Annotated in this window: 20 protein-coding genes and 1 pseudogene; 9 read left to right on the top strand and 12 right to left on the bottom strand. The window is 62.6% G+C overall.

The annotated features are described in order from the left end of the window. Nucleotides 1-156 precede the first annotated feature (156 nt). The 7 genes from glgX to NUV89_RS16105 all read left to right on the top strand — a co-directional run bounded on the left by glgX (nucleotide 157) and on the right by NUV89_RS16105 (nucleotide 9070). Entirely contained in the window at nucleotides 157-2316 is a 2160-nt protein-coding gene (glgX, locus tag NUV89_RS16135; RefSeq protein ID WP_257782110.1) for a glycogen debranching protein GlgX, read from the top strand. Between the two features lies 1 nt (nucleotide 2317). Next, on the top strand, nucleotides 2318-3316 hold the full coding sequence (locus tag NUV89_RS16130) for an acyl-CoA dehydrogenase family protein (protein ID WP_257782109.1): 999 nt from the start codon (nucleotides 2318-2320) through the stop codon (nucleotides 3314-3316). Continuing rightward, nucleotides 3313-4071 carry a PIG-L deacetylase family protein gene (locus NUV89_RS16125; RefSeq protein ID WP_257782108.1) on the top strand — a complete coding sequence of 253 codons (759 nt, stop codon included), beginning with the start codon at nucleotides 3313-3315 and terminating at the stop codon, nucleotides 4069-4071. Before NUV89_RS16130 ends, NUV89_RS16125 begins: the two co-directional genes overlap by 4 nt. Continuing rightward, nucleotides 4068-4667 (top strand): nodulation S family protein, encoded by a 600-nt coding sequence (locus tag NUV89_RS16120; RefSeq protein WP_257782107.1) that lies wholly within the window; start codon nucleotides 4068-4070, stop codon nucleotides 4665-4667. Before NUV89_RS16125 ends, NUV89_RS16120 begins: the two co-directional genes overlap by 4 nt. After that, entirely contained in the window at nucleotides 4664-5323 is a 660-nt protein-coding gene (locus NUV89_RS16115) for a glycosyltransferase family 2 protein (protein ID WP_257782106.1), read from the top strand. The genes NUV89_RS16120 and NUV89_RS16115 overlap by 4 nt, the downstream gene beginning before the upstream one ends. A 177-nt stretch (nucleotides 5324-5500) precedes the next feature. Then, entirely contained in the window at nucleotides 5501-6262 is a 762-nt protein-coding gene (locus NUV89_RS16110; RefSeq protein WP_257782105.1) for a PIG-L deacetylase family protein, read from the top strand. Nucleotides 6263-6508: 246 nt separating this feature from the next. Next, nucleotides 6509-9070, top strand: a complete 2562-nt coding sequence (locus NUV89_RS16105; protein ID WP_257782104.1) for an autotransporter outer membrane beta-barrel domain-containing protein — start codon at nucleotides 6509-6511, stop codon at nucleotides 9068-9070. 9 nt (nucleotides 9071-9079) lie between these two features. On the opposite strand, the gene NUV89_RS16100 is transcribed toward NUV89_RS16105, so the two are convergent. The 7 genes from NUV89_RS16100 to NUV89_RS16070 form a co-directional block, all read right to left on the bottom strand. Then, entirely contained in the window at nucleotides 9080-11212 is a 2133-nt protein-coding gene (locus tag NUV89_RS16100) for a TonB-dependent receptor (RefSeq protein WP_374684504.1), read from the bottom strand. A 117-nt stretch (nucleotides 11213-11329) separates the two neighbouring features. After that, nucleotides 11330-12262 carry a siderophore ABC transporter substrate-binding protein gene (locus tag NUV89_RS16095; RefSeq protein WP_257782102.1) on the bottom strand — a complete coding sequence of 311 codons (933 nt, stop codon included), beginning with the start codon at nucleotides 12260-12262 and terminating at the stop codon, nucleotides 11330-11332. Nucleotides 12263-12270: 8 nt separating this feature from the next. Continuing rightward, on the bottom strand, nucleotides 12271-13035 hold the full coding sequence (locus NUV89_RS16090) for an ABC transporter ATP-binding protein (RefSeq protein WP_257782101.1): 765 nt from the start codon (nucleotides 13033-13035) through the stop codon (nucleotides 12271-12273). Then, nucleotides 13032-13964 carry an iron chelate uptake ABC transporter family permease subunit gene (locus NUV89_RS16085; protein ID WP_257782100.1) on the bottom strand — a complete coding sequence of 311 codons (933 nt, stop codon included), beginning with the start codon at nucleotides 13962-13964 and terminating at the stop codon, nucleotides 13032-13034. Before NUV89_RS16085 ends, NUV89_RS16090 begins: the two co-directional genes overlap by 4 nt. Further along, entirely contained in the window at nucleotides 13961-14893 is a 933-nt protein-coding gene (locus NUV89_RS16080) for an ABC transporter permease (RefSeq protein WP_257782111.1), read from the bottom strand. The genes NUV89_RS16085 and NUV89_RS16080 overlap by 4 nt, the downstream gene beginning before the upstream one ends. After that, nucleotides 14893-16620 (bottom strand): ABC transporter ATP-binding protein, encoded by a 1728-nt coding sequence (locus NUV89_RS16075; RefSeq protein WP_257782099.1) that lies wholly within the window; start codon nucleotides 16618-16620, stop codon nucleotides 14893-14895. The genes NUV89_RS16080 and NUV89_RS16075 overlap by 1 nt, the downstream gene beginning before the upstream one ends. Then, the gene (locus tag NUV89_RS16070) at nucleotides 16614-18392 is read right to left on the bottom strand and encodes an ABC transporter ATP-binding protein (protein ID WP_257782098.1); all 1779 of its coding nucleotides are present in this window, start codon (nucleotides 18390-18392) and stop codon (nucleotides 16614-16616) included. The genes NUV89_RS16075 and NUV89_RS16070 overlap by 7 nt, the downstream gene beginning before the upstream one ends. Before the next feature lie 116 nt (nucleotides 18393-18508). Between NUV89_RS16070 and NUV89_RS16065 the strand changes: the two genes are divergently transcribed. Then, nucleotides 18509-19129 carry a TetR/AcrR family transcriptional regulator gene (locus tag NUV89_RS16065; protein ID WP_257782097.1) on the top strand — a complete coding sequence of 207 codons (621 nt, stop codon included), beginning with the start codon at nucleotides 18509-18511 and terminating at the stop codon, nucleotides 19127-19129. Between the two features lie 155 nt (nucleotides 19130-19284). Here the strand turns inward: NUV89_RS16065 and NUV89_RS16060 are convergent, their stop codons facing one another. The 3 genes from NUV89_RS16060 to NUV89_RS16050 all read right to left on the bottom strand — a co-directional run bounded on the left by NUV89_RS16060 (nucleotide 19285) and on the right by NUV89_RS16050 (nucleotide 21498). Then, nucleotides 19285-19878 (bottom strand): papain-like cysteine protease family protein, encoded by a 594-nt coding sequence (locus NUV89_RS16060; RefSeq protein WP_257782096.1) that lies wholly within the window; start codon nucleotides 19876-19878, stop codon nucleotides 19285-19287. Nucleotides 19879-20141: 263 nt separating this feature from the next. After that, nucleotides 20142-20918 (bottom strand): nucleotidyltransferase domain-containing protein, encoded by a 777-nt coding sequence (locus NUV89_RS16055; RefSeq protein ID WP_257782095.1) that lies wholly within the window; start codon nucleotides 20916-20918, stop codon nucleotides 20142-20144. Nucleotides 20919-21015: 97 nt separating this feature from the next. Further along, a complete protein-coding gene (locus NUV89_RS16050; protein ID WP_257782094.1) occupies nucleotides 21016-21498 on the bottom strand; it encodes a GNAT family N-acetyltransferase in 483 nt (160 codons plus the stop codon). A gap of 49 nt (nucleotides 21499-21547) precedes the next feature. Here NUV89_RS16050 and NUV89_RS16045 point away from each other — a divergent pair. Next, nucleotides 21548-21625: pseudogene (locus NUV89_RS16045) on the top strand (hypothetical protein); the annotation flags it as partial. A gap of 72 nt (nucleotides 21626-21697) precedes the next feature. Here NUV89_RS16045 and NUV89_RS16040 read toward each other — a convergent pair. Next, entirely contained in the window at nucleotides 21698-22912 is a 1215-nt protein-coding gene (locus NUV89_RS16040) for an aldose 1-epimerase family protein (RefSeq protein WP_257782093.1), read from the bottom strand. 210 nt (nucleotides 22913-23122) lie between these two features. After that, entirely contained in the window at nucleotides 23123-23461 is a 339-nt protein-coding gene (locus tag NUV89_RS16035) for a hypothetical protein (RefSeq protein WP_257782092.1), read from the bottom strand. Between the last annotated feature and the right edge of the window lie 180 nt (nucleotides 23462-23641).

The raw sequence follows: 23641 nt of genomic DNA, 5'->3' as shown, positions 1-23641 counted from the left end.
ATATGAGGTGGCTGACACACCGCATTCGCGAGCAAGCCCGCTCCCACACAAGCCCACTCCCACAGGGGACGCATTTCACTCTGAATCTGATGTTCACCTGACCCATTGTCGGCACGGCTTCGTTCGGCCCGAAAAAACCTTTGCAGGAGCACCCCCATGAGCAAACCCGAAAAAACCCCACCGACGCCCCAGAACGAGCCGTCGCGGATTCGTGAAGGTTTGCCCTTCCCCCTCGGCGCCACCTGGGATGGCCTGGGCGTCAACTTTGCGCTGTTTTCGGCCAACGCCACCAAGGTCGAACTGTGCCTGTTCGACGACACCGGCGAGGTCGAGCTGGAACGCATCGAACTGCCCGAATACACCGACGAAACCTTCCACGGCTACCTGCCCGACGCCCACCCCGGGTTGATCTACGGCTACCGCGTGTACGGTGCGTACGACCCGGCCAACGGCCACCGCTTCAACCACCACAAATTGCTCATCGACCCCTACGCCAAGCAACTGGTGGGCGAACTCAAATGGTCCGAAGCCCTGTTCGGCTACACCATCGGCCACCCGGATGACGACCTCAGTTTCGACGAACGCGACAGCGCGCCTTTCGTGCCCAAGTGCAAGGTCATCGACCCCGCGCACACCTGGGGCAACGACCAGCCGGTGCGTGTGCCATGGGACCGCACGATCATCTATGAGACCCACCTGCGCGGCATCAGCATGCGCCACCCTTCGGTGGGCGAAGCGGTGCGCGGCACCTGCGCCGGGTTGATGGAGGACGATGTGCTCAAGCACATTCGCCAGCTCGGTGTGTCATCGGTGGAATTGTTGCCCGTGCATGCCTTCGTCAACGACCAGCACCTGCTGCAAAAAGGCATGACCAACTACTGGGGCTACAACAGCATCGCGTTTTTTGCCCCCGACCCGCGCTACCTGGCCAGCGGCAAGATCGCCGAGTTCAAGGAGATGGTCGCGCACCTGCACGAGCAGAAACTCGAAGTGATCCTCGACGTGGTCTACAACCACACCGCCGAAGGCAACGAGCGCGGCCCGACCCTGTCCATGCGCGGGATCGACAACGCCTCGTACTACCGCTTGATGCCCGATGACAAGCGCTTCTACATCAACGATTCCGGCACCGGCAACACCCTGGACCTGAGCCACCCGTGCGTGCTGCAAATGGTCACCGACTCCCTGCGCTACTGGGCCAACGAGATGCACGTCGACGGCTTCCGCTTCGACCTGGCGACCATCCTCGGTCGCTACCGCGACGGTTTCGACGAGCGCCACAGCTTCCTCGTGGCCTGCCGCCAAGACCCGGTACTGCGCCAGCTCAAACTGATCGCCGAGCCTTGGGACTGCGGCCCCGGCGGCTATCAAGTGGGCAACTTCCCACCGGGCTGGGTGGAATGGAACGACCGCTTCCGCGACACCGTGCGTGCCTTCTGGAAAGGCGATGACGGCCAGCTGGCGGATTTTGCCGCGCGCATGACCGCCTCCGGCGAGATGTTCAACCATCGCGGGCGCCGCCCCTACAGCTCGGTGAACTTCATCACCGCCCACGACGGCTTCACCCTGCATGACCTGGTGTCGTACAACGACAAGCACAACGAGGCCAACGACGAGAACAACCAGGACGGCAGCAACAACAACCTGTCCTGGAACCACGGCGTCGAAGGCCCCACCGATGATCCGGAAATCAATGCGCTGCGCTTGCGCCAGATGCGCAACTTCTTCGCCACCCTGCTCCTGGCCCAAGGCACGCCGATGCTGGTGGCCGGTGACGAGTTCGCGCGCACCCAGCACGGCAACAACAACGCCTATTGCCAGGACAGCGAAATCGGTTGGGTCAACTGGGACCTGGACGACGACGGCAAGGCCCTGCTCAAGTTCGTCAAACGCCTGATAAAGCTGCGCCTGGCCTACCCGATCCTGCGGCGTGGGCGCTTCCTGGTGGGCGACTACAACGAAGACATCGGCGTAAAAGACGTCACCTGGCTCGCCCCGGACGGCAATGAAATGACCACCGAGCAATGGCAGGACAGCCATGGCCGCTGCCTGGGCATGCTGATGGATGGCCGCGCCCAGGAAACCGGGATCCGTCGCCCGGGCGCCGACGCCACCCTGTTGCTGGTGGTCAATGCCCACCACGACATGGTCAATTTCCGCCTGCCGCCAGTGCCGGAAGGCGAGTTCTGGACCTGCATGGTCGATACCAACCAGCCGTCGGTACGCGGCCAGGAACGCTTCGAGTTCGATCACGAGTACGCCGTGACCGGCCGCTCACTGCTGCTGTTCGAACTGCAACACTCGGAAGAGGTGTGACATGACGCTCCACGGGTTCCTTCAGCACAGCCGCAGCTATGGCAACACGCAGGCGCTGGGCGAGGCACTGAAGACGCTTCAACGCGCAGAGCTGGACTGCCTGCCGCTGCCTGGCAACGGCGAAACCCTGGAGCGCTTCAGGCGCCTGGCCCAGGTCGCAGGCCATGACCTGGGCCTGTGCAAGTTGTTTGAGGGGCACACCGACGCCTTGGCGATCATTGCCGAGTTGCACGGCCCGCTGCCGCCGTCGGGCAGCACCTGGGGCATGTGGGCCGCCGAGCCGCCGACGGCCAGGGTCCGTGTACGTCGGGACGGCCAGCACTGGGTCCTCGACGGGCGCAAGGCCTGGTGCTCCGGCGCGGCGGTGGTCAGCCATGGCTTGCTGACCGCGTGGAATGAGGCGGATGAACAGCAGTTGGTCGCCGTGCCCATGGACCAACCCGGGGTCACGGTGACGGACGCGGGCTGGCACGCCGTGGGCATGGCGGCCACGGGCAGTGTGGAAATTGTTTTCGATGGCGCCATCGGCGTGGCCGTCGGCGGGCCGGGGGCTTACCTCTCCCGCCCCGGTTTCTGGCAGGGTGGGATCGGCATCGCCGCCTGCTGGTACGGCGCCGCGCAGCGCCTGGCAACCACGTTGCGGGCGCACTGCACCCAGCGCCCGGAGCCCCATGCCCTCGCCCACTTGGGCGCGGTGGACAGTGCCCTGCACAGCGCGGCCTGCGTTCTGCGCGCAGCGGCCCGGGAGGTGGATCAACAACCGTTGGCCAATGCCCAGCAATGGGCGCAACAGGCGCGCGCGTGCGTCGAGGACAGCGTGGAGCAGGTGATCCGCCACGTCGGTCGCGCCGTCGGCGCGGGCCCGTACTGCAAGGATCCACACTTTGCGCAGTTGATGGCGGACCTGCCGGTGTATGTCCGCCAGAGTCATGCCGAACGCGACCTGGCCGCGCTGGGTGAAAGCGTGGTCGGCGCCCCCACAGAGAGATGGCAGTTATGAAACCCAATCCGATCGTCGGCCAGGGCACGCCGCTGCATCGTTGGCAGGCCTCGACGCAATTGGCGCAACTGGCCCACATCAGCGTTGCGCAATTGGTGCCCGAGGGTTGTCGCGCGGTGATTGTCGCGCCGCACCCGGATGATGAAGTCCTCGCGTGTGGCGGGCTATTGCAAGGGTTGGCGGCGCTGGGTCGGCCCCTGCAGTTGATCTCCGTCACCGATGGCTGCGCCAGCCACCCGGGCTCGCGACGCTGGCCGGTGGAGCGTTTGAGCGTGGTGCGCCCGCAAGAGTCGGCCCAGGCCCTGCATCGCCTCGGCCTGCCGCTGCACCGCCTGCAATGGGTGCGCGCAGGGTTTGCCGACAGCCAGGTGGCCGCCCGCGAGGCTGAACTCGCGGCGTTTATCAGGCGCCATCTCACGCCCATGGACGTGGTGTTCACCACGTGGCGCGAGGACGGCCATTGCGACCATGAAGCCGTGGGCCGCGCCAGCGCCGTGGCAGCGCAGGCCATCGGCGCGCGCTTGTATGAACTGCCGGTGTGGGCCTGGCATTGGGCGTCGCCCGAAGACAGCCAGTGGCCCTGGCACCGCGCACGCAAAATCGCGCTGACCGGCGACGTCGTGGCGCGCAAGCGCAATGCGATCCACGCGTTTGCCAGCCAACTGGAGGGCGACCCCCAGATCGGCTTGCCTGCGGTCTTGCCGCCGTATGTGGTGGAACGTTTGCTGCAACCTTTCGAAGTGGTGTTTGTATGAGTGTGGCCACGCCGTATTTTGACCAGTTGTTTGCCGGCAACGATGACCCTTGGGCCTTTCGCCAACGCTGGTACGAGCGCCGCAAACGCGAGCTGACCTTGGCGATGCTGACGCGCCCACGGTACGCCTCGGTGTTCGAACCCGGCTGCGCCAATGGCGAGCTGAGCGCCGAGCTGGCGCCACGCAGTGATCGCCTGCTGTGCTGCGACACCGCAAGTGCCGCCGTCGCACTGGCGCGCACGCGCTTGCTCGGCTTCGCCCATGCGCGGGTGGAGCAAGCGCGCTTGCCCGCGCAATGGCCCACCGGCACGTTCGACCTGATCGTATTGAGCGAGTGGTGTTACTACCTCGACGAGGCGGACCTGCAGCGGGTGATCGAGCACGCCCTCGGCGCGCTCAGCGATGACGGGCAACTGCTCGCCTGCCACTGGCGCCCGCCCATCGAAGGTTGCCCGCAAACGGCGGACCAGGTACATGCGGTGCTGGCGCAACGCTTGGGAATGGCGCAGGTGGTGAGCCATCACGAGCCGGACTTCCTGCTCGATCTCTGGAGCCGCGACGGCCGCTCGGTGGCGACGCTCGAGGGCCTGCAATGATCGGCGTGCTGATTCCCGTGCATAACGAAGAAGCGTTGCTGGCTGAATGCTTGAAGGCTGCCGTGATCGCCGCCAACCACCCCGACCTGTTGGGCGAACGGGTCCAGGTGCTGGTGCTGCTCGACAGTTGCAGTGATGGCAGTGCGCAGATCGCCCAGGCGTATCCGGTGCACTGCCTGTCGGTGCAGGCGCGCAACGTCGGGCGGGTGCGCGGTATCGGCGCCCGGCACCTGTTGAACCAGGGGGCGCGGTGGATTGCCTGCACCGATGCCGACAGCCGCGTGGCGCCAGACTGGTTGGTGGCGCAATTGGCGCTCGGGGTCGAAGCCGTGTGTGGGACGGTCACCGTGGACGCCTGGAGTGAAGGCTTCGATCCGGCCGCGCAGATCCGCTATCACCAAGCCTATCAAGCCCGCGACGGGCACCGGCACGTGCACGGCGCCAACCTGGGCATGAGTGCTGGCGCTTACGTGCGGGCCGGCGGTTTCGAGCCACTGGCCTGCCATGAAGACGTGCAGTTGGTGCGCAATCTGGAACGCTGCGGGGCGTCCATTGCCTGGAGCCACACCCCGCAGGTGGTTACCAGCGCCCGCCTCGATTGCCGCGCCGAGGGCGGCTTCGGCGATTACTTGAAGAGCCTGATGCACGCCCCTTGAAAAAAACGACATTACAAGATGTAAAAGCGACCAGTCCTTGACTATGCTGAGGACGCCTTGCTGGCAATCCAGGGTTGGAGTGCCGCGCAATCACCGCAGCGGAGCCTGTGGTGAATACAAGAGCGTCGTCCCGACAACGGGGTACGACCCACATCCATCGACAAGGACGTGACACCCATGAAGCTTGCCTCCCTAAGCGAAGGCCGCCGTGGCCCGGCGCAAATCTGGAACAGTGCGCCGCAGCTGGCGCAAATCCCCGTCATCAATGCCACCACGCTGGTGCCACCGGGCGCCCGCGTGGTGGTGATTGCCCCGCACCCTGGCGATGAAGTGCTGGCCTGCGGTGGCTTGCTGCAACTGCTCAGCACCCTCGATCACCCGCTGCAATTGATTTCGCTCACCGACGGTAGCGCCAGCCACCCGGGTTCCAATGTCTGGCCGGCGAGTCGCTTGAGCGTGGTGCGCCCCCAGGAAAGCGTCGAGGCGCTGCGCCGCCTGGGCATGCCGCTGCACAGCTTGAAGTGGATTCGCGGCGGCTTCTGCGACAACGCCCTGGCCGCGCGCGAACAACCCTTGGGCCAATTTATCGCGCGCTACCTGCAACCGGGCGATGTGGTCTTCAGCACCTGGCGCAACGACGGCAACGACGACCATGACGTGGTCGGCCGCGCCAGCGCCAAAGCGTGCAGCCTGGTGGGCGCACGCCACTATGAACTGCCGATCTGGGCGTGGCACTGGCCGGCGCGCGAAACCTCGCTGATTCCCTGGCAACGTGCACGCAAGGTGCGCCTGGACACCTGGAGCGTGGCGCGCAAACTGCACGCCACCCATGCGTACGCCAGCCAACTGGCCGGCGACCCCGAGATCGGCCTGGCGCCCATGCTCGCCCAGGTGCTGCTGGAGCGCATGCGCGAGCCCTATGAAATCATTTTTGCCTAGGCAGGCACTCGTCTAGACCTGTTATTTCTGACAGTAGCGACCAGGATCATCCACGACTAAGGTGAAAAAAGCGCTGCACAGGTTGAGGTGCAGTCGAGAAACCCATGCCAACCCTTTGCATTGGCCGGTGTTTTTGAGCAGGTAACCCGTCGTCCCTGGTTCGTATCGCGCACACCGTTGTCATGGTCTGAACACCACCTGCCGACGCAGGTGCCGGAATAACGCCCCTCTGCTCGAGGACGAATCATGCGCGTATGCACACTTCCCCTGCTCTACCTGAGTCTGGCTGCCTCTGCGCTGCTCACCTGGCCGCTGCTGGCAGAGGCCGCCTGCACCGAAAGCGGCAACCCTGCCACGGGTCGAGTCTTTACCTGCATCAGCGGCACCGAACCCGGGATCAGCGCCCTGACCGGCGACAACCAGGTGCTGTTCCCCAGTGGCAACATCCAGATCAATGGCAATGTAACGACGGGCTCGGGCGGCGATCTGGTCCAGCTGGATGCTGCGGACACGCGGATCAACGGTGCGGTGAACATGGGCGATGGCGCGAACATCTTTCGCCTGAACAAGGGCACGATCACCGGGGCGGTCACCCAGGGTTCAGGGGCCGACGTTGCGCAAATCAGCGGCGGCCAGGCCGGAGCAATCAGCCAGGGGGACGGCGTTGATAGTTTCTCCCTGAGCGGCGGCACCATTGCCTCGTTGGCCCAGGGCGACAAGCGCGATAAATTTTTCATGAGTGGCGGTACGATCACCGGTGCATTCGAAGACGGCGATGAGGCCAAGATGACCGGCGGCACCATCGGCCGGGTGGACATGAAACTCGACAAGAACCTCTTCGACATGAGTGGCGGGACCATCATCAACAACCTGGTGACCGGTTTTGACGATGACACCATTTTGGTCTCGGGCACCGCTTACATCGGTGGCAACGTCAGCACCAGCGGCGGTTCGGACACCATCACCCTCACTGGGGGCACCATCAACGGGCAGATCCTCGCCAGCGCCGGCAATGACCATTTCAGCTGGATCGGCGGCGGCAAAGTCAACGGGTTCATTCTGCTTGGCGCCGACAACGACACGGCGCTGTTGCAGAACCTGAATGAAACCCTGCTGGCTGGCACGCCCGTGATTGACGGCGGCATCGGGACCGACACGCTGACCGTCGACAATACCCAGGCCGCGACGCCTGGCCGCTACACCAGCTGGGAGCAAGTGACGCTGGACAACAACGCCAGCTTCAACCTCGGTGGCACATTTGTGCTGGGCGACAGCGGCACGGGAACAGGCACCATGACGATCAATGGCAGCAGCAGGTTGCTGGTCAACACCGGTGCTATCAGCGCCTTCACTGCCGGGCAGTTGGTGACCATGAAAAACCGCGGCATGATCGAGATGAACAGCACCAACGGCTCCACCACTGACACCCTGACGGTCAACGGCAATTACATCGGCATGGGTGGCGGGATCGCGCTGCAAAGCGTGTTGGGCGGCGATGGTTCCGCCAGTGACAAACTGGTGGTCAGCCAAGGCACGATCCAGGGCAGCACCGCCATCAGCGTCACCAACGTTGGCGGCGCGGGTGCAGCGACGTTACAGGACGGGATTCAAGTGGTGTTGGCCACCAACGGAGCCACCGGCAGCGCCAGCGCGTTTACCTTGGCCGGTCCGGTGTCCGCCGGGGCGTTTGAGTATCGCTTGTTCAAGGGTGGGGTCACGGCAGGCACGACAGAGAACTATTACCTGCGCTCCACCGTCCCGGTCACCCCGCCGACCCCCGAGATTATCATCCCTCTGCCGAGCCCCTACCCTGATGAGCCACCGCTGCCACCCAACCCGGGGATCACACCGATCCCCATCTACCGCCCCGAAGTACCGATCTACGCGGCGCTGTTCCCGGCCGCCCAGCAAATCGTCCAGGGCATGCTGGGCACGTACCACGAACGCCTGGGCGAGCAGATCCCGCAACAGGGCGATCCGCTTCGCGCAGGTTGGGGCCGCGTCTACGGCAGCAACAGCCGACAAAGCTTCGCCGGCACGGTAAACCCGACGCTGAACAGTTCGATCACCGGGTTTCAAGTGGGCACTGACCTCCTGACTCGCCGCCTGGACGACGGCCAGGTGCTGCACGCCGGCTTCTTCGTCGGCCATAGTCGCTTGAGGGGCGATATCAAGGGTTTCAACGGCGGCTGGCAGGACAAGGATGCCGGCAGCACCACCCTGCGTGGCGACAGCCTGGGCGCGTACCTGACCTGGATCGGCGCCAACCAGGCCTACCTGGACGTGGTGTTGATGGGCACCCGCCTTGACGGCCACAACGAGTCCGACCGTGGCGTGAAGATGAAGACCCGTGGGCATAACGTGGCTGCATCGGCGGAAGTGGGCCGGCCATTCCAGGTCAGCCCCAAATGGAGCGTTGAACCCCAGGCGCAACTGATCGTTGGCAAGACCAAGCTGGACCGCCAGAACGACGGTATCTCCGACGTCGCGTATGACGCCGACACCACCGTCACCACCCGCTTGGGCGTACGCCTGCGCGGTGATTACCAGGTGCGCGACATGCCACTGCAACCCTACGCACGGGCCAATGTCTGGCATACCCGTGGCGGCAAGAACACCGTGACCTTTGCCGATGTCACCGACATCGATACCGAACAGAAATCCACCACCCTGGGCGTCAGCCTCGGCGCCAACCTCACGGTGGCGCCGGGCATCAGCCTTTACAGTGAAGTGGGTTTCAATCGGAACCTGGACAGCAATGCCTTCAATGGTCGCCAAGGCACGCTGGGGTTGCGAATGGCGTTCTGAGGTGCAGCGTCAGAAATCCACGGTGGCCGACAACTCGAAGGTACGCGGTGCGCCCAACCCCAGGCTGGCCGTCAGCGGCATGCCCCAGTACGCCTTGTCAGTGACGTTGGTCACCGTGCCGCGCAGGGTCACCGGCCGGCCCGCGACCTGCACTGCATACCGCGAGCCCAGGTCGAAAATCGTATAGCCGGGGATCGACTGCGCGTTGTCGTCACTGATGTACTGCTGGGACACCGCCGTCGCGTTGGCGGTCAGGGTCAGGCCGGGCACCAGTGGCGTGTCCCATTCCGCGCCGAGCTTGCCTTGCAGCTTGGGCAACCCGGTGGCGGTCTTGCCTTCATCATCGCCCCCCGGCGACTTGGTGATCTTCGGATCAACGTGGGCCACGCCACCCATCAGGCGCACATCGTCGATGGGCGAGCCGAAGAAGCCCCACTCGATGCCTCGGTTACGCTGTTCGCCGCCAAAGGAGAACACATTGGTCACCGGGTCGGTGGCGCTGCCCGGACGCTCGATCTGATACAGGCTGAGGGTATGGGTGAACGTGCCCAGGTCGAGCTTGAGGCCGATCTCCTTCTGCTTGGATTTATACGGGGCGAACACATCGCCGTAGTTGGCCGCCGTCATCGGTGCCATCGCCCCTTTGCTCAGGCCCTCGATGTAGTTGGCGTACACCGAGACCTGCTCCGTGAGTTTGACCACCAAGGCTGCGGCGGGCGTTGTTGCGCTTTCGTCATAACCAGGCTTGTTACGGGCGCCGGTGGTGGTGTTGAAGGTGTCCGTGACCACGTTCTGGCGGCGCACGCCAAGGGTCATTTGCACCTTGTCGTCCAGGACCGACAAGGTATCCGCCACGCCGTAGCTGGTCAGCGTGGATTCGGTGTGTGCCACCGGCGCAAAGCTGCGCGGCGCCTCTGGGCCCCAGGTCGGGTGATAGATATTGGTCAGCCAATCCGCACCGGGCACCCAGCGCCGGCCATAGTCCTTTTGCTTGTCGGCATACCGCGTGGCGTTGACCACCCATTGGTGCCCGATCGGCCCGGTCTGCCCTTTGCCCTTGAGCCCCGCCTCGGCCGAGGTTTTCTCGATGTCCATCTTCAGCTGGCCCATGCTGGTCTTCAAATCCCCGGCGTTGTTGATGACCTGGGCCGACATCGCGCCGCTGTAGCGGTAGTGGGTCTCGCTGGCGCCGAATGCCGCGTAGGCCAGCAGGTGCTCGCTCAGGTCAAATTCGCCGCGCACAATCGCGCCCTGGTCCTTGGTATCGACAAACGCCCAGTCCGGGTTGAGCAAGGTGTCGGACTTCGGCGGCTTGGGCACGGCCACATTCGCCGCCAGGCTGATCCCACGGTTCTGCCCGCGCACGCGGTCTGCGCTGTTGTACAGGTCGGCCGACAGCCGCGCACGCTCGCCGCGCCAATCCAGGCCGAGGGAATTCAACTGGGCTTTTTGCTGTTGATGCTCGGTGGCAGTGTCGCCATCGCGGTACATGCCGTTGAAGCGCACGCCAAATTGCTGCTCATCGCCAAAGCGCCGGCCGACGTCGAGGTGGCCGCCGAACTGCGCATCGGACATGTAGGTGGTGGTAAACCGCGTCAACGGCTGTGCCCCGGCGCGCTTGGGCACCAAGTTGACCATGCCGCCTACCGAGCCGCCCGGTGGCATGCCGTTGAGCAATGCCGACGGGCCCTTCAACACCTCGATGCGCTCGTACATCTCCGGCGAGATGCGGTAATACGGCGCCACGCCGAACAGGCCGTCGATGGTCACATCGCTGATGCTGGTGGCAAAACCACGGATCGAATAGTTCTCGCTGTAGGTGCCCTTCAGGCCATTGCTGAACACCGCCGGGTCGGTGGCGGCGATCACATCGGTGACGGTCTGGGCCTGGCGGTCGGCGATGTATTTTTCCGTGTAGCTGATGGTGCTGAACGGCGTTTCCATAAAGTCCTTGTTGCCCAGCAGGCCTAGCCGGCTGCCGTACGCCACCTGGTCGCCAGCGTAGGTCAGCGGTAATTCAGTGGCCGGCGCTTCACCCTCGACGCGAATCGCCGGCAAGGTGGACACGCGGTTTTCTTCGGCTTGTGCGAGTTCTTCGGCAAACGCGGGGGCGCTGCTGATCGCCAACCCAAGCAAAGCCATGGGGGCAAACCCTGGACGAGCGGGCACAGGGGTACGTGTACGGTGAGTCATGGAAGGCTCCGTAAGGTGGGATGTTGTTTTAGTGTTGGCAGTGTGAAGCGGGGTTAACGCCTGGAATCAGGGTTGATAGCCCTGGAGCACATCGGCGATCACTTGCTTGATCGAGCTCGGGCTGGCCGCCATGACGTACCAGGCATCGGCATCGACAAACACCACGCGCCCGGTTTTCCAGGCGTTGGTCTGGCGCAACAACGGGTTTCCCAGGGTGTGCGCATTGAGCAACGGGCGATGCTCCATCACCGCCGTGCGGTCGACCACGTAGAGAATGTCCGGGTTGGCCTGCTGGATGAATTCACTGGAAATCAGCTGGCCATGCAAACCGGCCTCGGCGGTCGGGCTGGCCGGTTTCACCCCCAGTTCGGTAAACACAAAGCCGTAGCGCGACTGCACGCCAAACGAGCTGAACGCGCCGTTGTTATGCAGCACCACCAGGGCGCGCTCGGGGCGCTCGGCGGTGACGCGTCGTGCTTCGGCGACCTTGGCATCGAGGGCGGCAACCTGTTGTTGCGCCAGGTCGGGCTTGGCGAAGATCTGCCCGAGGGTCAGCAGGTGCTGCTTGATGACCTCGATATGGCGCTTCTGGCTGTCGCGATAATCCACATCGAACTGCACGGTGGGCGCGATCTGGCTGAGTTCGCCGTAGTGCGGGGCCTGCAACGAGGTTATCAGGATCAGGTCCGGCTTGGCCGCGTGCACCCGCTCCAGATTCGGCTGGACGATGGCGCCGGTGTCCACCACCGCCGCGTCGTCCTTGTAGCGTTGCAGGAACGGCGGCACGAAGTCCTTGGGCATGCCGGCCACGGGTACGCCCAGTTGGTCGAGGAAGTCCACTTCGTTCATGTCCAGGGCCACCACCCGTTGTACGGGCGGCTGGATCAACGTGGTGCCCAGCGCGTGCGTCACGCTGATCGGGGCGGCGGCCGACGCCGGCCCGGCGCCAAGCGCGGCCAGTAACAGGGCGCAGGCCCAGGCGGTGTGTGTGCGATTCATGGGATTTCTCATGCGGGGTTGAAGTAGTTGCACAGGCGGCCACGGGCGCCGTGGGTGATTTCGAAGTCGAGGTCGTACAGTTCGCCCAGGCGGGTTTCGTTGACCACCTCGGCCACGCTGCCGGCGCAATGCACGGCGCCGGCTTTCATGGCAAGGATATGGTCGGAGTAATGGGCGGCGAAGTTGATGTCGTGCACCACCAGGATCACCGTGCGGCCCTGCTCGTCACACAGCCGGCGCAACGCACGCATGATATGCACGGCGTGCTTGATATCGAGGTTGTTCAGCGGCTCGTCGAGCAGCAGGCAGTCGGTTTGCTGGGCGATGGTCATGGCGAGGAACGCCATTTGCCGCTGGCCGCCGCTGAGCTCGTCGAGGTAGGCCTGGCGCAGGGGTTGCAGCGCAAGAAAGCTCAGCGCGTCATCGATCACGCGGTGGTCTTCGCCGGTCAGCGCGCCACGGCTGTAAGGGAAGCGCCCGAAGGCCACCAGTTCCTCGACGGTCAGGCGCAGGTTGAAATCCGGCGCCTGGCGCAAGGTGGCCACGCGCTTGGCGTAGTCGCGCAGCGGGATGTCGTTGACCGCGCGGCCATCCAGGCGGATGTCGCCGCCGTTCGGCGCCATCAGCCGCGCGATCATCATCAGCAACGTGGTCTTGCCGGCGCCATTGGGGCCGATCAGCGAGGTCAGGCGCCCAGCGGCAAAGCGCGCGTTGACGCCGGCCAGCACGGTCTTGCTGCCGTAGGTTTTGTGGAGGTTGTGCACAGTGATCATCGGGTGCCTCGGGTGCGCAGCATCAGCGCCAGGAAATACGTGCCGCACAGCAGGTTCACAAGAATGCTGACGGTGGTCTTGTAGTTGAAGACGTGCTCGACCAGCAGTTGCGCCGCAATGAACATCGCGATGGCAATCGCGCTGCCCATGGGCAAGGTCACGCGGTGGCGGAACGTGCGCGCCAGCGCATAGGTGGTGTTGGCCACAAACACGCCCATGAACGCCGTGGGCCCCAGCAGCCCGGTGGAAATCGCGACCAACGCCGCCACCAATGCCAGTTGCCGGCGCACCACGCTTGGGTAATCCACCCCCAGCGACACGGCTTGGTCGCGGCCGAGGGCGAGCACGTCGAGGGTCGGCAAGGTGCGGGCAAAACCCAGGCACAGCATGGCCACCAACAGCCCCGAGAGCAGTAATTGCTGCGGCTGCACGCGGTTGAACGACGCCTGGCTGAAGCCTTGCAGAATCGAAAACTCGCCGGGGCTGATCTTCAACTGCACGAACTGCGTGACGGTGCCGATCACCAGGCTCAACACCAGCCCCAGCAGCAACAGGAAATACACGTTGCTGTGGCCCTCGCGCAGCAACCAGCGTTGCAGCGCCCAGGAATAGCCGAGCATCAGCAGCACCGACAGCACAAAGTTGCCCTGGCTGCCCAGCACCACCAGGCTGGCGGTGCCCAGTACCAGCACCAACAACGCCTGGAACAACAGGTACACCGCTTCATAGCCCATGATCGCCGGCGTGAGGATGCGGTTGCCGGTGAGGGTCTGGAAAATGATCGACGACCACGCCACGCACACGCCGCCCATGCACATCGCCGCCAACCGCGCGAGGCGCTTGGGGATCACATAGTCGAAGTCCAGCCCAGAGCGGAACAACACAAAGCCCAACGCCAGGGCCAGCACCAAGGCCCACAGCCGCTTCATCGCTGCCTCCAGACGATCAACCCGAGGAACAAGCCGCCGCCGACGATGCCGGCAGTGAGGCCAATCGGCACTTCGAACGGGAAGATCAGCAGGCGCCCGAGAATGTCGCAGGCCAGCAGCAATGCGGCACCGCCGAGGGCGACGATCGGCAACGTACGGCTGAGGTTTTCGCCGTAGTACAGGGCCACCAGGTTGGGAATCACCAGGCCGACAAAGGGGATCGAACCGATGGTAATCACCGTCGCCGCCACGGTCACGGCCACCAGCAACAGGCCCAGCGCCGCCGTGGCCGCGTAGTTCAGGCCCAGGCTGGTGGCCATGCCCTCGCCCATGCCCATCACGGTGAAGCGCTGCGCATACAGGTAAGCCAGCGCGACGCTGGGCAGGATCAGGTAAATGATCTCGTAGTTGCCCTGCACCACCTTGGAAAAATCCCCCAGCAACCAGCCCTGCATGCTTTGCAGGATGTTGTGGCGGTAGGCATAGAACTCGGCGATGGCGCTGAGCACGCCGCCGTACATCAAGCCGATCACCGGCACCAGCAAGGTGTGGTGAAAACGCAGGCGCCGGATGATCGCCAGGAACACCAGGCTCGCCGCGAAGCAACACAGCAGCGCAAACAGCATGCGCACGCTGGCGCTGGCGGCCGGCGCCACGCCCAGCGACACGAGGATGCCGAGCTTGGCCGCGTCCAGGCCGCCGGTGGTGCCCGGCTCGACGAACTTGTTGCGCAGGATGTGCTGCAAGATCACCCCGCACACCGCCAAGCCCACGCCGGTCAGCACCAGCGCGGCCAGGCGCGGCAGGCGGCTGGCTGTCAGCGTCAGCCATGCGTCGCCGTCGAATGCCAACAGGTCGATCTCACGGGCGCCCACCAGCAGCGACACGCCGCACAGCACCAGCAATACGCCACAGCCCACTAGACGCATCATGCAATCCGCCAACCACGGGCCGCCCGGCGCTGGGCAAGGAACTGCGCGTAACGCCCGCCGCTGGCCGCCAAGGTCGCTGGCGTGCCCTGCTCGACGATCTCGCCGTCATCCAGCACGAGGATCTGGTCGGCCATGGCCACCGTCGACAGCTGGTGCGCGATCACAATCAACGTGCAGCGCCCGCGCAACCTGGCCAACGCTTCGGCGATGGCGGCCTGGTTGTAGGTGTCGAGGGCGGCGGTGGCTTCGTCCACCAGCAGGATCGGCGCGTCCTTGAGCAACGCGCGGGCAATGGCGATGCGTTGGCGCTCGCCCCCCGACAACCGCGCCCCGCCCTCGCCCACCGGCGTGTGCAGGCCCTGGGGCAAACGCGCAACGATCTCAGCCACGCCGGCTTGCTGCGCCACCGCCGCAATCTCGGCGAGGCTGGCGCCCGGTTTGCCGAGGCGGATGTTGTCGGCAATGCTGCCCTGGAACAGGTAGGTGTCCTGGAAAATCTGGCTGATCTGCGCGGCCAGCGCCGCTTCGGACATCTCGCGCACCTCCACGCCACCGACCAACACCTGGCCCCGGCTCGCATCGAAGAAGCGCGCCAGCAACCGCACCAGGGTGGTCTTGCCCGAGCCCGACGCGCCGATCAGCGCGGTCATGCTGCCCGGTTCGATGCGCAGGCTCACCCCGCGCAGCACCTGGGGTTCGTCGGGGGCATAACAAAAGCTGACGTTGCGCAATTCCACCGAGCTGTCCGTTGGCGCTTTCGGTTGCGCGGCGACCGGTAATGGCTGTTCGGCAAGAATGCTGTGCACGGCGTCGAGCTGGGCGTTGGCGCTGCGCAGGATTTCGCCATAACTGGCCACTTCCAGCAGCGGTTCGATATAACGGCACACCAACACCAAGGCCACGCAGGCGGCGATGGCGTCGTGGGCATCCAGCGCGTCGCACCACAGCGCGACGGCCACCAGCAACGCGCAGAAGATCCCTTGCACCGCCCAGGCATTGAGCACCGCCGCCAACGACGAGCGATAGATCAAACGCTGGCCGGACTGGCGTTGCCTGTCGATGGCCTGGTCCAGCAAGCGCGTGGCGCCGCCGCTGCCATTAAACGCGCGCAACACCGACTGGGCCTGGGCGAACTCGACCATGCGCTGGCTGGTCTGGGCGAAGTGCCGCTGATAGGTGCTGTCGGCACTGTGGCCCAGGCGCGCGGTGAGCAGCATCACGCCCACCAACAACGGCAGCGCCAGCAACGCCAACACACCCAAGGGCCAGTGCAACGCAAACAGCGCGGCAACCAGCACCAGCGGCGTCACGGCGCCGCCAATCACCGGGGTGAACACATGCGCCGGCAACTGCGCCACTGCCATCATGCCCTGGGTGATGAGATGGCCGAGGCGCGCACTGTTTTGCGTGTTGAACCAGCCCACCGACAGGCGCGCCACGTGATCGCCGAGGCGTTGCCGCGCGCCTTGCAGCACCGCCACGCCGACGGCCACACCGGCCTTGTCGAGTGCTCGGCGCCACAGCGCGCAGAGCATCACGCCGACCAGGAGTGCAATCAGCCAACGCCCGGCCTCCCGTGCATCGCCGGCCAACAGGTGGCCGATCACCGGCACCAGTGTCATCAGGGTCAGCCCGCTGAGCAGGCCGTAGAACACCGCCATCGCGGCATAACGGCGCAACGTGGGCGCGTCTTCGCCCAGCAGGCGTACAAAAGTCTTCAGCATGGTTGCACCGCCGGTGATTCGCTGCGGGCGTAATCGCCCAATTGCCATAACCGTGCGTAGAGCCCGCCGTGGGCCAGCAGGTCGGCGTGACGGCCCTGTTCATGCAGGGTGCCGTCGTGGATCACAAGGATCTGGTCGGCGTGCATCACCGTGTCGAGCCGATGGGCGATGACCAGCAGCGTGCGGCCTTGGGCGAAGCGCGACAGGGCTTGCTGGATCGCCACTTCGTTGTCGGCATCGGCGGCGGCCGTGGCCTCGTCGAGCACCAGCACGGGTGGGTCCAGCAGCACCGCGCGGGCGATGCTGAGGCGCTGTTGTTCGCCGCCGGAGAGCTGGGCGTCTTCGCCGATCACCGAGTCATAGCCACGCGGTAGGAGCAGGATGCGGTCGTGGATGTTCGCGGTGCGCGCGGCCTGTTCAATGTCTGGTTGAGTCGCGGAGGGTCGGCCGAGGGCGATGTTGTCGCGCACGCTGGCGTGAATCAGGCGTACCTCTTGCAGCACAAACCCGATGCGCTGGTACAACAGCGGCGTGTCGAGGTGGCGCAGGTCGGTGCCGCCGAGGGTGATGCGCCCGCTGCTGGGGTCGAAAAACCGCAGCAGCAGGCGCGCCAGCGTGGACTTGCCGGCGCCGGACAGGCCGACGATGGCCGTGGTGGTGCCCGGTTGCAGGGTGAAATTGATATCCCTCAGCACCGCATGGTCGTGCTCATAGGCATAACCGACCTGCTCAAAGCAGATCGCATTGCCGCTGGGCAGTTGCACGACCGATTGCGCCAGCGTCGGCGTGTCCAGCAACCCCTGCACGCGCTGCGCGGCGCCGCTGGCGTTGTGCAAATCGTGGGTGATGTAGTGCAACAGCAGCAACGGCGCACTCAGGCCCGGCGCCACCAAGACGAAGGGCAGCACGTCCACGGGCGCGATCCAGCCCAGGCCGACAAACAGCGTACCGGCCGCCAGCACCACACCGAGCACGGTGACCGGCGCGATCATCGCATTGGCATTCGCCATCGACGCCACCAGCGGGCGGGTGAAGTCGATAAAGATCGTGGCAAAGGTGTCGATGGCACTGCGATAAGCCCCGTGCGCCTTGCCGCTGGCGCCAAAAGCCTTGACCACCGGGATGCCATTGACGAACTCCACCACCGCGTTGCCGATGCGCGCCATCGCGCTGACAAATTCCTGCATACTCGCGCCGCTGGCGCGCATGGCCCGCGAGAAAAACAGGAAATACCCGGCAAACGGCAACAGCGCCACCAGCGCCAGACGCCAGTCCATGACGAACAGATAAACCGCCGACACCAACACCGCCCCGCCCGCGCGGCCAGCGGTGGTGTAGAAATGCGCGGTGAGGCTGTGCAGCGTATTGATATCGTCCTGCATCGCCCGTTTCACTTCGCCCGATGCCCGGCTGCTGAACCACCCCAGCGGCACACGGCTCAGGTGCTGAGTGATCGCGCGGCGCAAATGATGGGTCAGGCGATTGTCGGCCAGGTGGGCGAGCAGCTCAGCGGTAAACATCAACGCCATCCCCGCGAAAAGGCTTACAGCGCTTAGGGCAACAACCCACCACACTTCACTCGACAGCTGACCGCCAGCGCCGAGTACACGTGCAGCGATATGGGCGATGGCCGCCAGCGGCACCAGCGTCAGCATGGCGCCGACGGCGGCAAGCCCTGCGGCGATGCACAGACGCCCACGGATAGGCGTCAGAATCCGGCTGAGGGTGCCTGCGGCTTGAGGGTTGGCCGAAGCCGCTTCAGGAGAGTCCATTGACAGAAAAAGTCCGTTTGAGAATCAGAATCATATTTAGTTGCATGACTATAAACTAATTTGCGCAAAGCCGACAAGACAGCTACAACCTTGTGTTCAGCGATTAAGGAATACCCATGGAACCCGCAAAAAAAACCGCCACCCGCGGCCGCCCGCCGAGCATCACCCGCGAGCGCATCGTCGACGCCGGCATCGAGATGGGCCTGCCCAACATCACCTTCGTCGGCCTCGCGGCGGCGTTGGGGGTCAGCCATATGGCGCTGTACAAACACGTGGCCAACCTCGAAGCGCTCAAAGCCATGGTCGCCGAAGAAATCTTCACCCGCTGGCAGATCCCCCAGGACTGCGGCGATGCCGACGGTGGGTTGAAGGACTACCTGATCGTGTTTGCCACCTCGGTCCGCGAATTCGTCAAAACCCACCCGGGGCTGACCCCGTACGTGATCCGCCGCGCGGCCGCGACCGCGCCGATGCTGGCCAAGATTGACGGGCACCAGGCGCTGATTGCGCAGGGGTTTGGGGTGAGCAAGGAACAGGCGCGATGGTTGTTGGCGACGGTGGCGTTTCACTGCATGGCGGTGGCGGATACGGTGTATACGGTGACGCAGCGGGAGCCGGTGGTGGAGACCTCGCGTGCCGCTGAAGAGGCGGAGATGGAGGTGGAGTTGGCGCGGGGGATGGAGGCGTTGGTGGTGGGGGCGTTGGTGATGGTGGAGAGAGGGGCTGCTGTTGCCTGAAGCTAACTTCGGCCTATCAGTAGGTACACCAATTGAGTAAGCATCGCTGGCAATCGCTGTTGGTGCCATCTAGCTTTCATAGGCCGTGCTGAGCTATGCGGCCGAGGCAGAATGTTGGGCAACCCCGCATTCTGCTCGCGGCCTAATTGGAGGACTCAAGCTTTCTGAATATTTACAAGCCAATGTCCCACCACTTTCGAAACGTACTCCTTCCCGGTCAGTAAATGGATATCACCATCAGCCGGATCGATGTAGAAAACGCTGTTCAGCTCATCATGCTTTCCAGGTCCGTCAAGCACGTTGGCGACATACGCAACCACCACGTGATCCATGACCGGTGAAAGGCGCAGTTTCAGAATGATCGGGCGCTCGTCTCGCAGCTCAGCAACAGTCAACTCAGGCGAAGGCGATCCCTTGAAAAATTTAGCGGTTGATCGCCAAGGTATGCCTGCATGAGTAAATCCCCACGAATTGAGAAATGCGGACATCTCATAGTCGCTTGCTGTTTCGATAGTCACATGTCCCTTCATGGCTGCGACGATTTCAGGCTGGCTCCAATCGATGCCCCGATAGTCCAGCAACGTCTGGATAACAGCTGCCCAGCACCAGACAGGCGTGAGTTGTTGCCTTGCATGCTTTGTAAAGCCCGATATGCCAACAGGCACAGCGTTGGCTATCGGAACGAATGTAGCCAGCATCGCGCCAACCCCCGCGAATATTACCTTCCTTCGTGTCAGTGAAATACTCATATTCCCAATTCCTCAAACGTGGGCCGCGAGAAGTGGTGTACGGGGCAAAAGATGGCTGCGGCTACCTATCTGTTACCCAACGCTCTTTGGTATAGCAGCTATGCGCTGCTCATAGGGGGCAGATTTACTTTTTCATGAATATATCTGTCCCATCTTTTGGAGACGTTGGTGGTGGGGCCGTTGGTGATGGTGGAAGGTGTGGCCTGAGCTTTGCCAAGGCCTGCCTCGGGCAGGCGATAGGATGCAATCGTCCCGATGTAAACTTAAGCGGTTTCTGAAGCCATCCAGTGCGAAAAACTGCGCAACTGAGCCGTAAACTCTTTTGGCTTTGCGTCCGGGCGCCTTGCCTGGGACAAGAAAAAACAGATCTTCACGCGCATACACGGGAAATGCTGAAAAAACAGTTCGACATGCTCTTCCAGTGTTTGCGGCCACAGCAAGTCCTGCTCGGAACGAAGTACTTGCGTTGACCGGATGAGTTTGCGCGAAGCTTCACGCTGCAAACGTTGCGATTGCATCGGTGTCGCCGCCTGCTCGATAAGTTCGGCATACCGCGTCAGTACGGATGCAAAGTCACCATTTACCGCAATGGCGATATCACGCGATGGCTTGAACCGGTCGAAGCGTGTGCTCAGATCATTGCCCCATAGGCAGCGACAGTGATGCTTGAGCCAATATCCCCAGCTCAATCGATTGTCAGCCGCTAAGACTTCAGCGCGGCTACCGATATCGAAATCGATCTTGGTGACTTCGGGATGCCGACTTTCCAGCGTGCGCCGTTTTGACTCCAGTATTTTCAGATCTTGTGATGCGGGAGGGTTTTGCAGGATAAGGGTTAGGTCCAGATCGGAAACGGCAGGTACGGCGTCGCCTCTTGCGACGCTGCCGTACAGGTATATGCCGTCTAGCAGAGGGTTCGACCGCGTGAGCGTCGTGCAAACGTCTACCAGCAAATCCTGAAACTGTGGCTGCACCTCGACATTGGACAAGGTGGGGATATAACCGTCGGCGTCGATGCCACTTGGGTGGAGTCGGTCCATGGAGCCATCCGTTGGGTGTGTTCAGGGAGGGACTTTAACAGGGTCGATGGGGTATGCGTCTCGCTGGAGGGGCGGATTTGTGGGCGGCTGCTTCCAGCTAGCAATCTGGGCCAACCGCCGAAACGCTCTGACGAACATAATAATTGTCGAACTCACTGCTTTCGACGAACTGGAAGCCATGGCGGATATAAAAGCGATTCGAAGCGCTTTCTTTGAGAGCACCCACTTTAATAGAGAGCGCAGCTGCATCCGCCATTTTGAAAATCTGAGTGAGAACAGCAGACCCTACACCTAATCCTTGCGCGTTCGGTCTCACATACAAGTGGTCGAGCGAGAGTTCATTGGGGTGATGCTTGACTACGACAAAACCAACCCTCTCTCCAGATACCTCGATGTAGTGGGTGTTGCGGGCTTCAAAACCGCTAAGAAACCGCTCGCGCGCGCGCACCAGATCAAATCGCCCAATACGCTCCAGACTTTCGCGCATGGCCTCAATTCGAATGGCTACAAGATTGTCCAAGTCGCTTTGTTGAGCCAGGACCAAAATGACTGGGGAGTTTTGATTGGGTGCGACGGGCATATTTTGTGCTCTATTTACCATCCGGGAAGGCCAGCATAGAGAGCCTGATAGGTTCAAGGCAGTCAACAACCGCGACCGCAATTTCACCAGCGCAAAGCTGAAGCGGCGGATGGAGGAAATTGAATCAAAAAAAGGACAGATTTATTTCTGAAAAATAAATCTGTCCCTCAAAAACGCATAAACGATGCTCCAGCCTGTGTCACCCCTTGGTAAGATCCACCAACGGCGTCTGCCGCACCTCAGTCTCCCGCCCATCCTGAATCTCGATAACCTGCTTCAAGGCTCTATCCACCGCCGCCTTATCCGCCAACAAGCTATAGCTGATGCGGAACTGCTTGTGTTCCTTGGGCCCAATTGTCGGTACTAGATTCAGTGGCCGCTGATAACGGCGGTTGTAAGAAAAACTTGTCCCAGGCTCCAGCCCTGTGACATAGCCCTGGCCTTCGGTGTCGGTGTTTTTCCATAGGGAAAACACGGGCAGTGTCTGGGTATTGAAGCCGACCGCAACGCCCAGGCTACCGGCCTTGTTATGCAACACGGTCAACGTATCGCCTTTGGCATCGGCATACGGCACCACGTTGTACACCGTTTCGTCGTAGTCCCTGGTCGGTGCGCGGTAGGTTTGCCAGTCGGGCAGATCATCCTTGGCCTTGTCGTTGAACGGCGACACCTGTTTCACCGGCGCGGCGAAACGAGCGCCCTGCTCCAGGAACGGGGTGCTGAAGTTGCTGTGATACAGCGCCTGGTATTCCTTCGGATAGTCGCCGTTGTTGGTCAGAGTGTCGTTGAGGGCGAACACGACGCTGCCGGGTTCGGTCACCAGTTCGGTCGCGACCGAGAAGTCGACCTTCTTGAACGCCTGCTCTTTCAGCTCGCCGCGCAGGGTAATGGCGTACGGTGGTTTTTCATCGATATGCAGCGTGACTTTATTCGCAGGAATGTTGGCGGCTCGACCGTGCAGGGTCAGCAGTTCGCCGTTGTCGACGCCGGGGTGGCCGACCCATTCGTATCCGCAGCGGGTGACCAGCTCATTGAAACCTTCCAACCAGCCCAGGCCACCGCGGCCATTGAGTTCGATAAAAGACGGATTGACCACTTCCTTGACCGGCGAATCCCAGCCCATGCGTACATTGCCAACCGAGGCCTGCAAGACATTCATTCCGCGAGTCGGCACTACCGAGAGTTTCATCGTGCCGTTATCGATGTCGACAATGCTGACGCCCTCCTGCCGACCGCCGTGCAAGGTGCGCAAGGTAACGCTGAAGGGTTTGTCGGTTTTTATTCCGAGTTTTTGACTGGTGATCTGCCAGCTCTGGGCGGCTTTGTCAGTGTCGAGCAGAACGTAATCCCAGGCCATGGCGTGGGAGGCAGCGGACAGTGCGCTGATGGCAACAAAAAGTTTGAGCGGGGTCATGGCGGCAGCCTTTCTTGGAGTTGTGCCATTTTTATAAACGCGATGAAACGTTTCAGCAAGCTAAAAGATCGATAGGGTGATGTTGTTGATAGCTCATTTCTGCATGCTGTGACCGGCTAAACTCGACCCATAGCGGCCATACACGAAGGCTCAGCTACAACACGTGTAAATGCGGTTTAGTGGATGGGATTCAGTGTATTTTTGGCCCGCTCACCACAGCAATGCCTCAACTTCATCATATTTCTCAGCGACCTTAAGGAAGGGTTCCGCCCAACCACTGCTGAGGCTGACTTCTTGCAGGGGACCGGTTGGAGCAAACAGAACTGCAAATTTTAGCCTTTCGGGTAACTCGCCAGACTTCAGCGTACTGACCAACCCTAGCAATTCTCTTTTTGCCTGTGCTTCGTCCTCCCAACTTGACCAGCAGAAGTCATTGTCCGGAAGAGAAATAAGCTCAATGGCTGCTTCAAGAACATGGATGAGACTTTCAATAGGGAAGTCGTGATTTAACTCGCCATGAATCAGCTGCCTTGCACGATCCAAATTCATAGGGTGACTGCCTTCTTCCTGTTTGTGGCGGTTAAAACAGCATTGAGGCTAGCACGTTGGGGTCGCTGCACCTGCAACGCGCGTCTTGATATATGCGTCACTGATCCACCGCCATCGCGGGCAAGCTGAACTGGCCTAATGATTTTGGACACTTCAATCGGGCGCTATGATAGCGCCCAA

It is taken from the genome of Pseudomonas sp. 18.1.10 (assembly GCF_024655625.1).
Taxonomy (GTDB): Bacteria; Pseudomonadota; Gammaproteobacteria; order Pseudomonadales; family Pseudomonadaceae; genus Aquipseudomonas.
Note: the sequence above shows the minus strand (reverse complement) of the source record. Positions and strands in the feature narration are given on the sequence as shown.

What these genes read in the sequence shown, in the direction of transcription:
- glgX (WP_257782110.1), top strand. Translation starts at nt 157, where the DNA reads ATGAGCAAACCCGAAAAAACCCCACCGACGCCCCAGAACGAGCCGTCG.
- NUV89_RS16130 (WP_257782109.1), top strand. Translation starts at nt 2,318, where the DNA reads ATGACGCTCCACGGGTTCCTTCAGCACAGCCGCAGCTATGGCAACACG.
- NUV89_RS16125 (WP_257782108.1), top strand. Translation starts at nt 3,313, where the DNA reads ATGAAACCCAATCCGATCGTCGGCCAGGGCACGCCGCTGCATCGTTGG.
- NUV89_RS16120 (WP_257782107.1), top strand. Translation starts at nt 4,068, where the DNA reads ATGAGTGTGGCCACGCCGTATTTTGACCAGTTGTTTGCCGGCAACGAT.
- NUV89_RS16115 (WP_257782106.1), top strand. Translation starts at nt 4,664, where the DNA reads ATGATCGGCGTGCTGATTCCCGTGCATAACGAAGAAGCGTTGCTGGCT.
- NUV89_RS16110 (WP_257782105.1), top strand. Translation starts at nt 5,501, where the DNA reads ATGAAGCTTGCCTCCCTAAGCGAAGGCCGCCGTGGCCCGGCGCAAATC.
- NUV89_RS16105 (WP_257782104.1), top strand. Translation starts at nt 6,509, where the DNA reads ATGCGCGTATGCACACTTCCCCTGCTCTACCTGAGTCTGGCTGCCTCT.
- NUV89_RS16100 (WP_374684504.1), bottom strand. Translation starts at nt 11,212, where the DNA reads ATGGCTTTGCTTGGGTTGGCGATCAGCAGCGCCCCCGCGTTTGCCGAA.
- NUV89_RS16095 (WP_257782102.1), bottom strand. Translation starts at nt 12,262, where the DNA reads ATGAATCGCACACACACCGCCTGGGCCTGCGCCCTGTTACTGGCCGCG.
- NUV89_RS16090 (WP_257782101.1), bottom strand. Translation starts at nt 13,035, where the DNA reads ATGATCACTGTGCACAACCTCCACAAAACCTACGGCAGCAAGACCGTG.
- NUV89_RS16085 (WP_257782100.1), bottom strand. Translation starts at nt 13,964, where the DNA reads ATGAAGCGGCTGTGGGCCTTGGTGCTGGCCCTGGCGTTGGGCTTTGTG.
- NUV89_RS16080 (WP_257782111.1), bottom strand. Translation starts at nt 14,893, where the DNA reads ATGCGTCTAGTGGGCTGTGGCGTATTGCTGGTGCTGTGCGGCGTGTCG.
- NUV89_RS16075 (WP_257782099.1), bottom strand. Translation starts at nt 16,620, where the DNA reads ATGCTGAAGACTTTTGTACGCCTGCTGGGCGAAGACGCGCCCACGTTG.
- NUV89_RS16070 (WP_257782098.1), bottom strand. Translation starts at nt 18,392, where the DNA reads ATGGACTCTCCTGAAGCGGCTTCGGCCAACCCTCAAGCCGCAGGCACC.
- NUV89_RS16065 (WP_257782097.1), top strand. Translation starts at nt 18,509, where the DNA reads ATGGAACCCGCAAAAAAAACCGCCACCCGCGGCCGCCCGCCGAGCATC.
- NUV89_RS16060 (WP_257782096.1), bottom strand. Translation starts at nt 19,878, where the DNA reads ATGAGTATTTCACTGACACGAAGGAAGGTAATATTCGCGGGGGTTGGC.
- NUV89_RS16055 (WP_257782095.1), bottom strand. Translation starts at nt 20,918, where the DNA reads ATGGACCGACTCCACCCAAGTGGCATCGACGCCGACGGTTATATCCCC.
- NUV89_RS16050 (WP_257782094.1), bottom strand. Translation starts at nt 21,498, where the DNA reads ATGCCCGTCGCACCCAATCAAAACTCCCCAGTCATTTTGGTCCTGGCT.
- NUV89_RS16040 (WP_257782093.1), bottom strand. Translation starts at nt 22,912, where the DNA reads ATGACCCCGCTCAAACTTTTTGTTGCCATCAGCGCACTGTCCGCTGCC.
- NUV89_RS16035 (WP_257782092.1), bottom strand. Translation starts at nt 23,461, where the DNA reads ATGAATTTGGATCGTGCAAGGCAGCTGATTCATGGCGAGTTAAATCAC.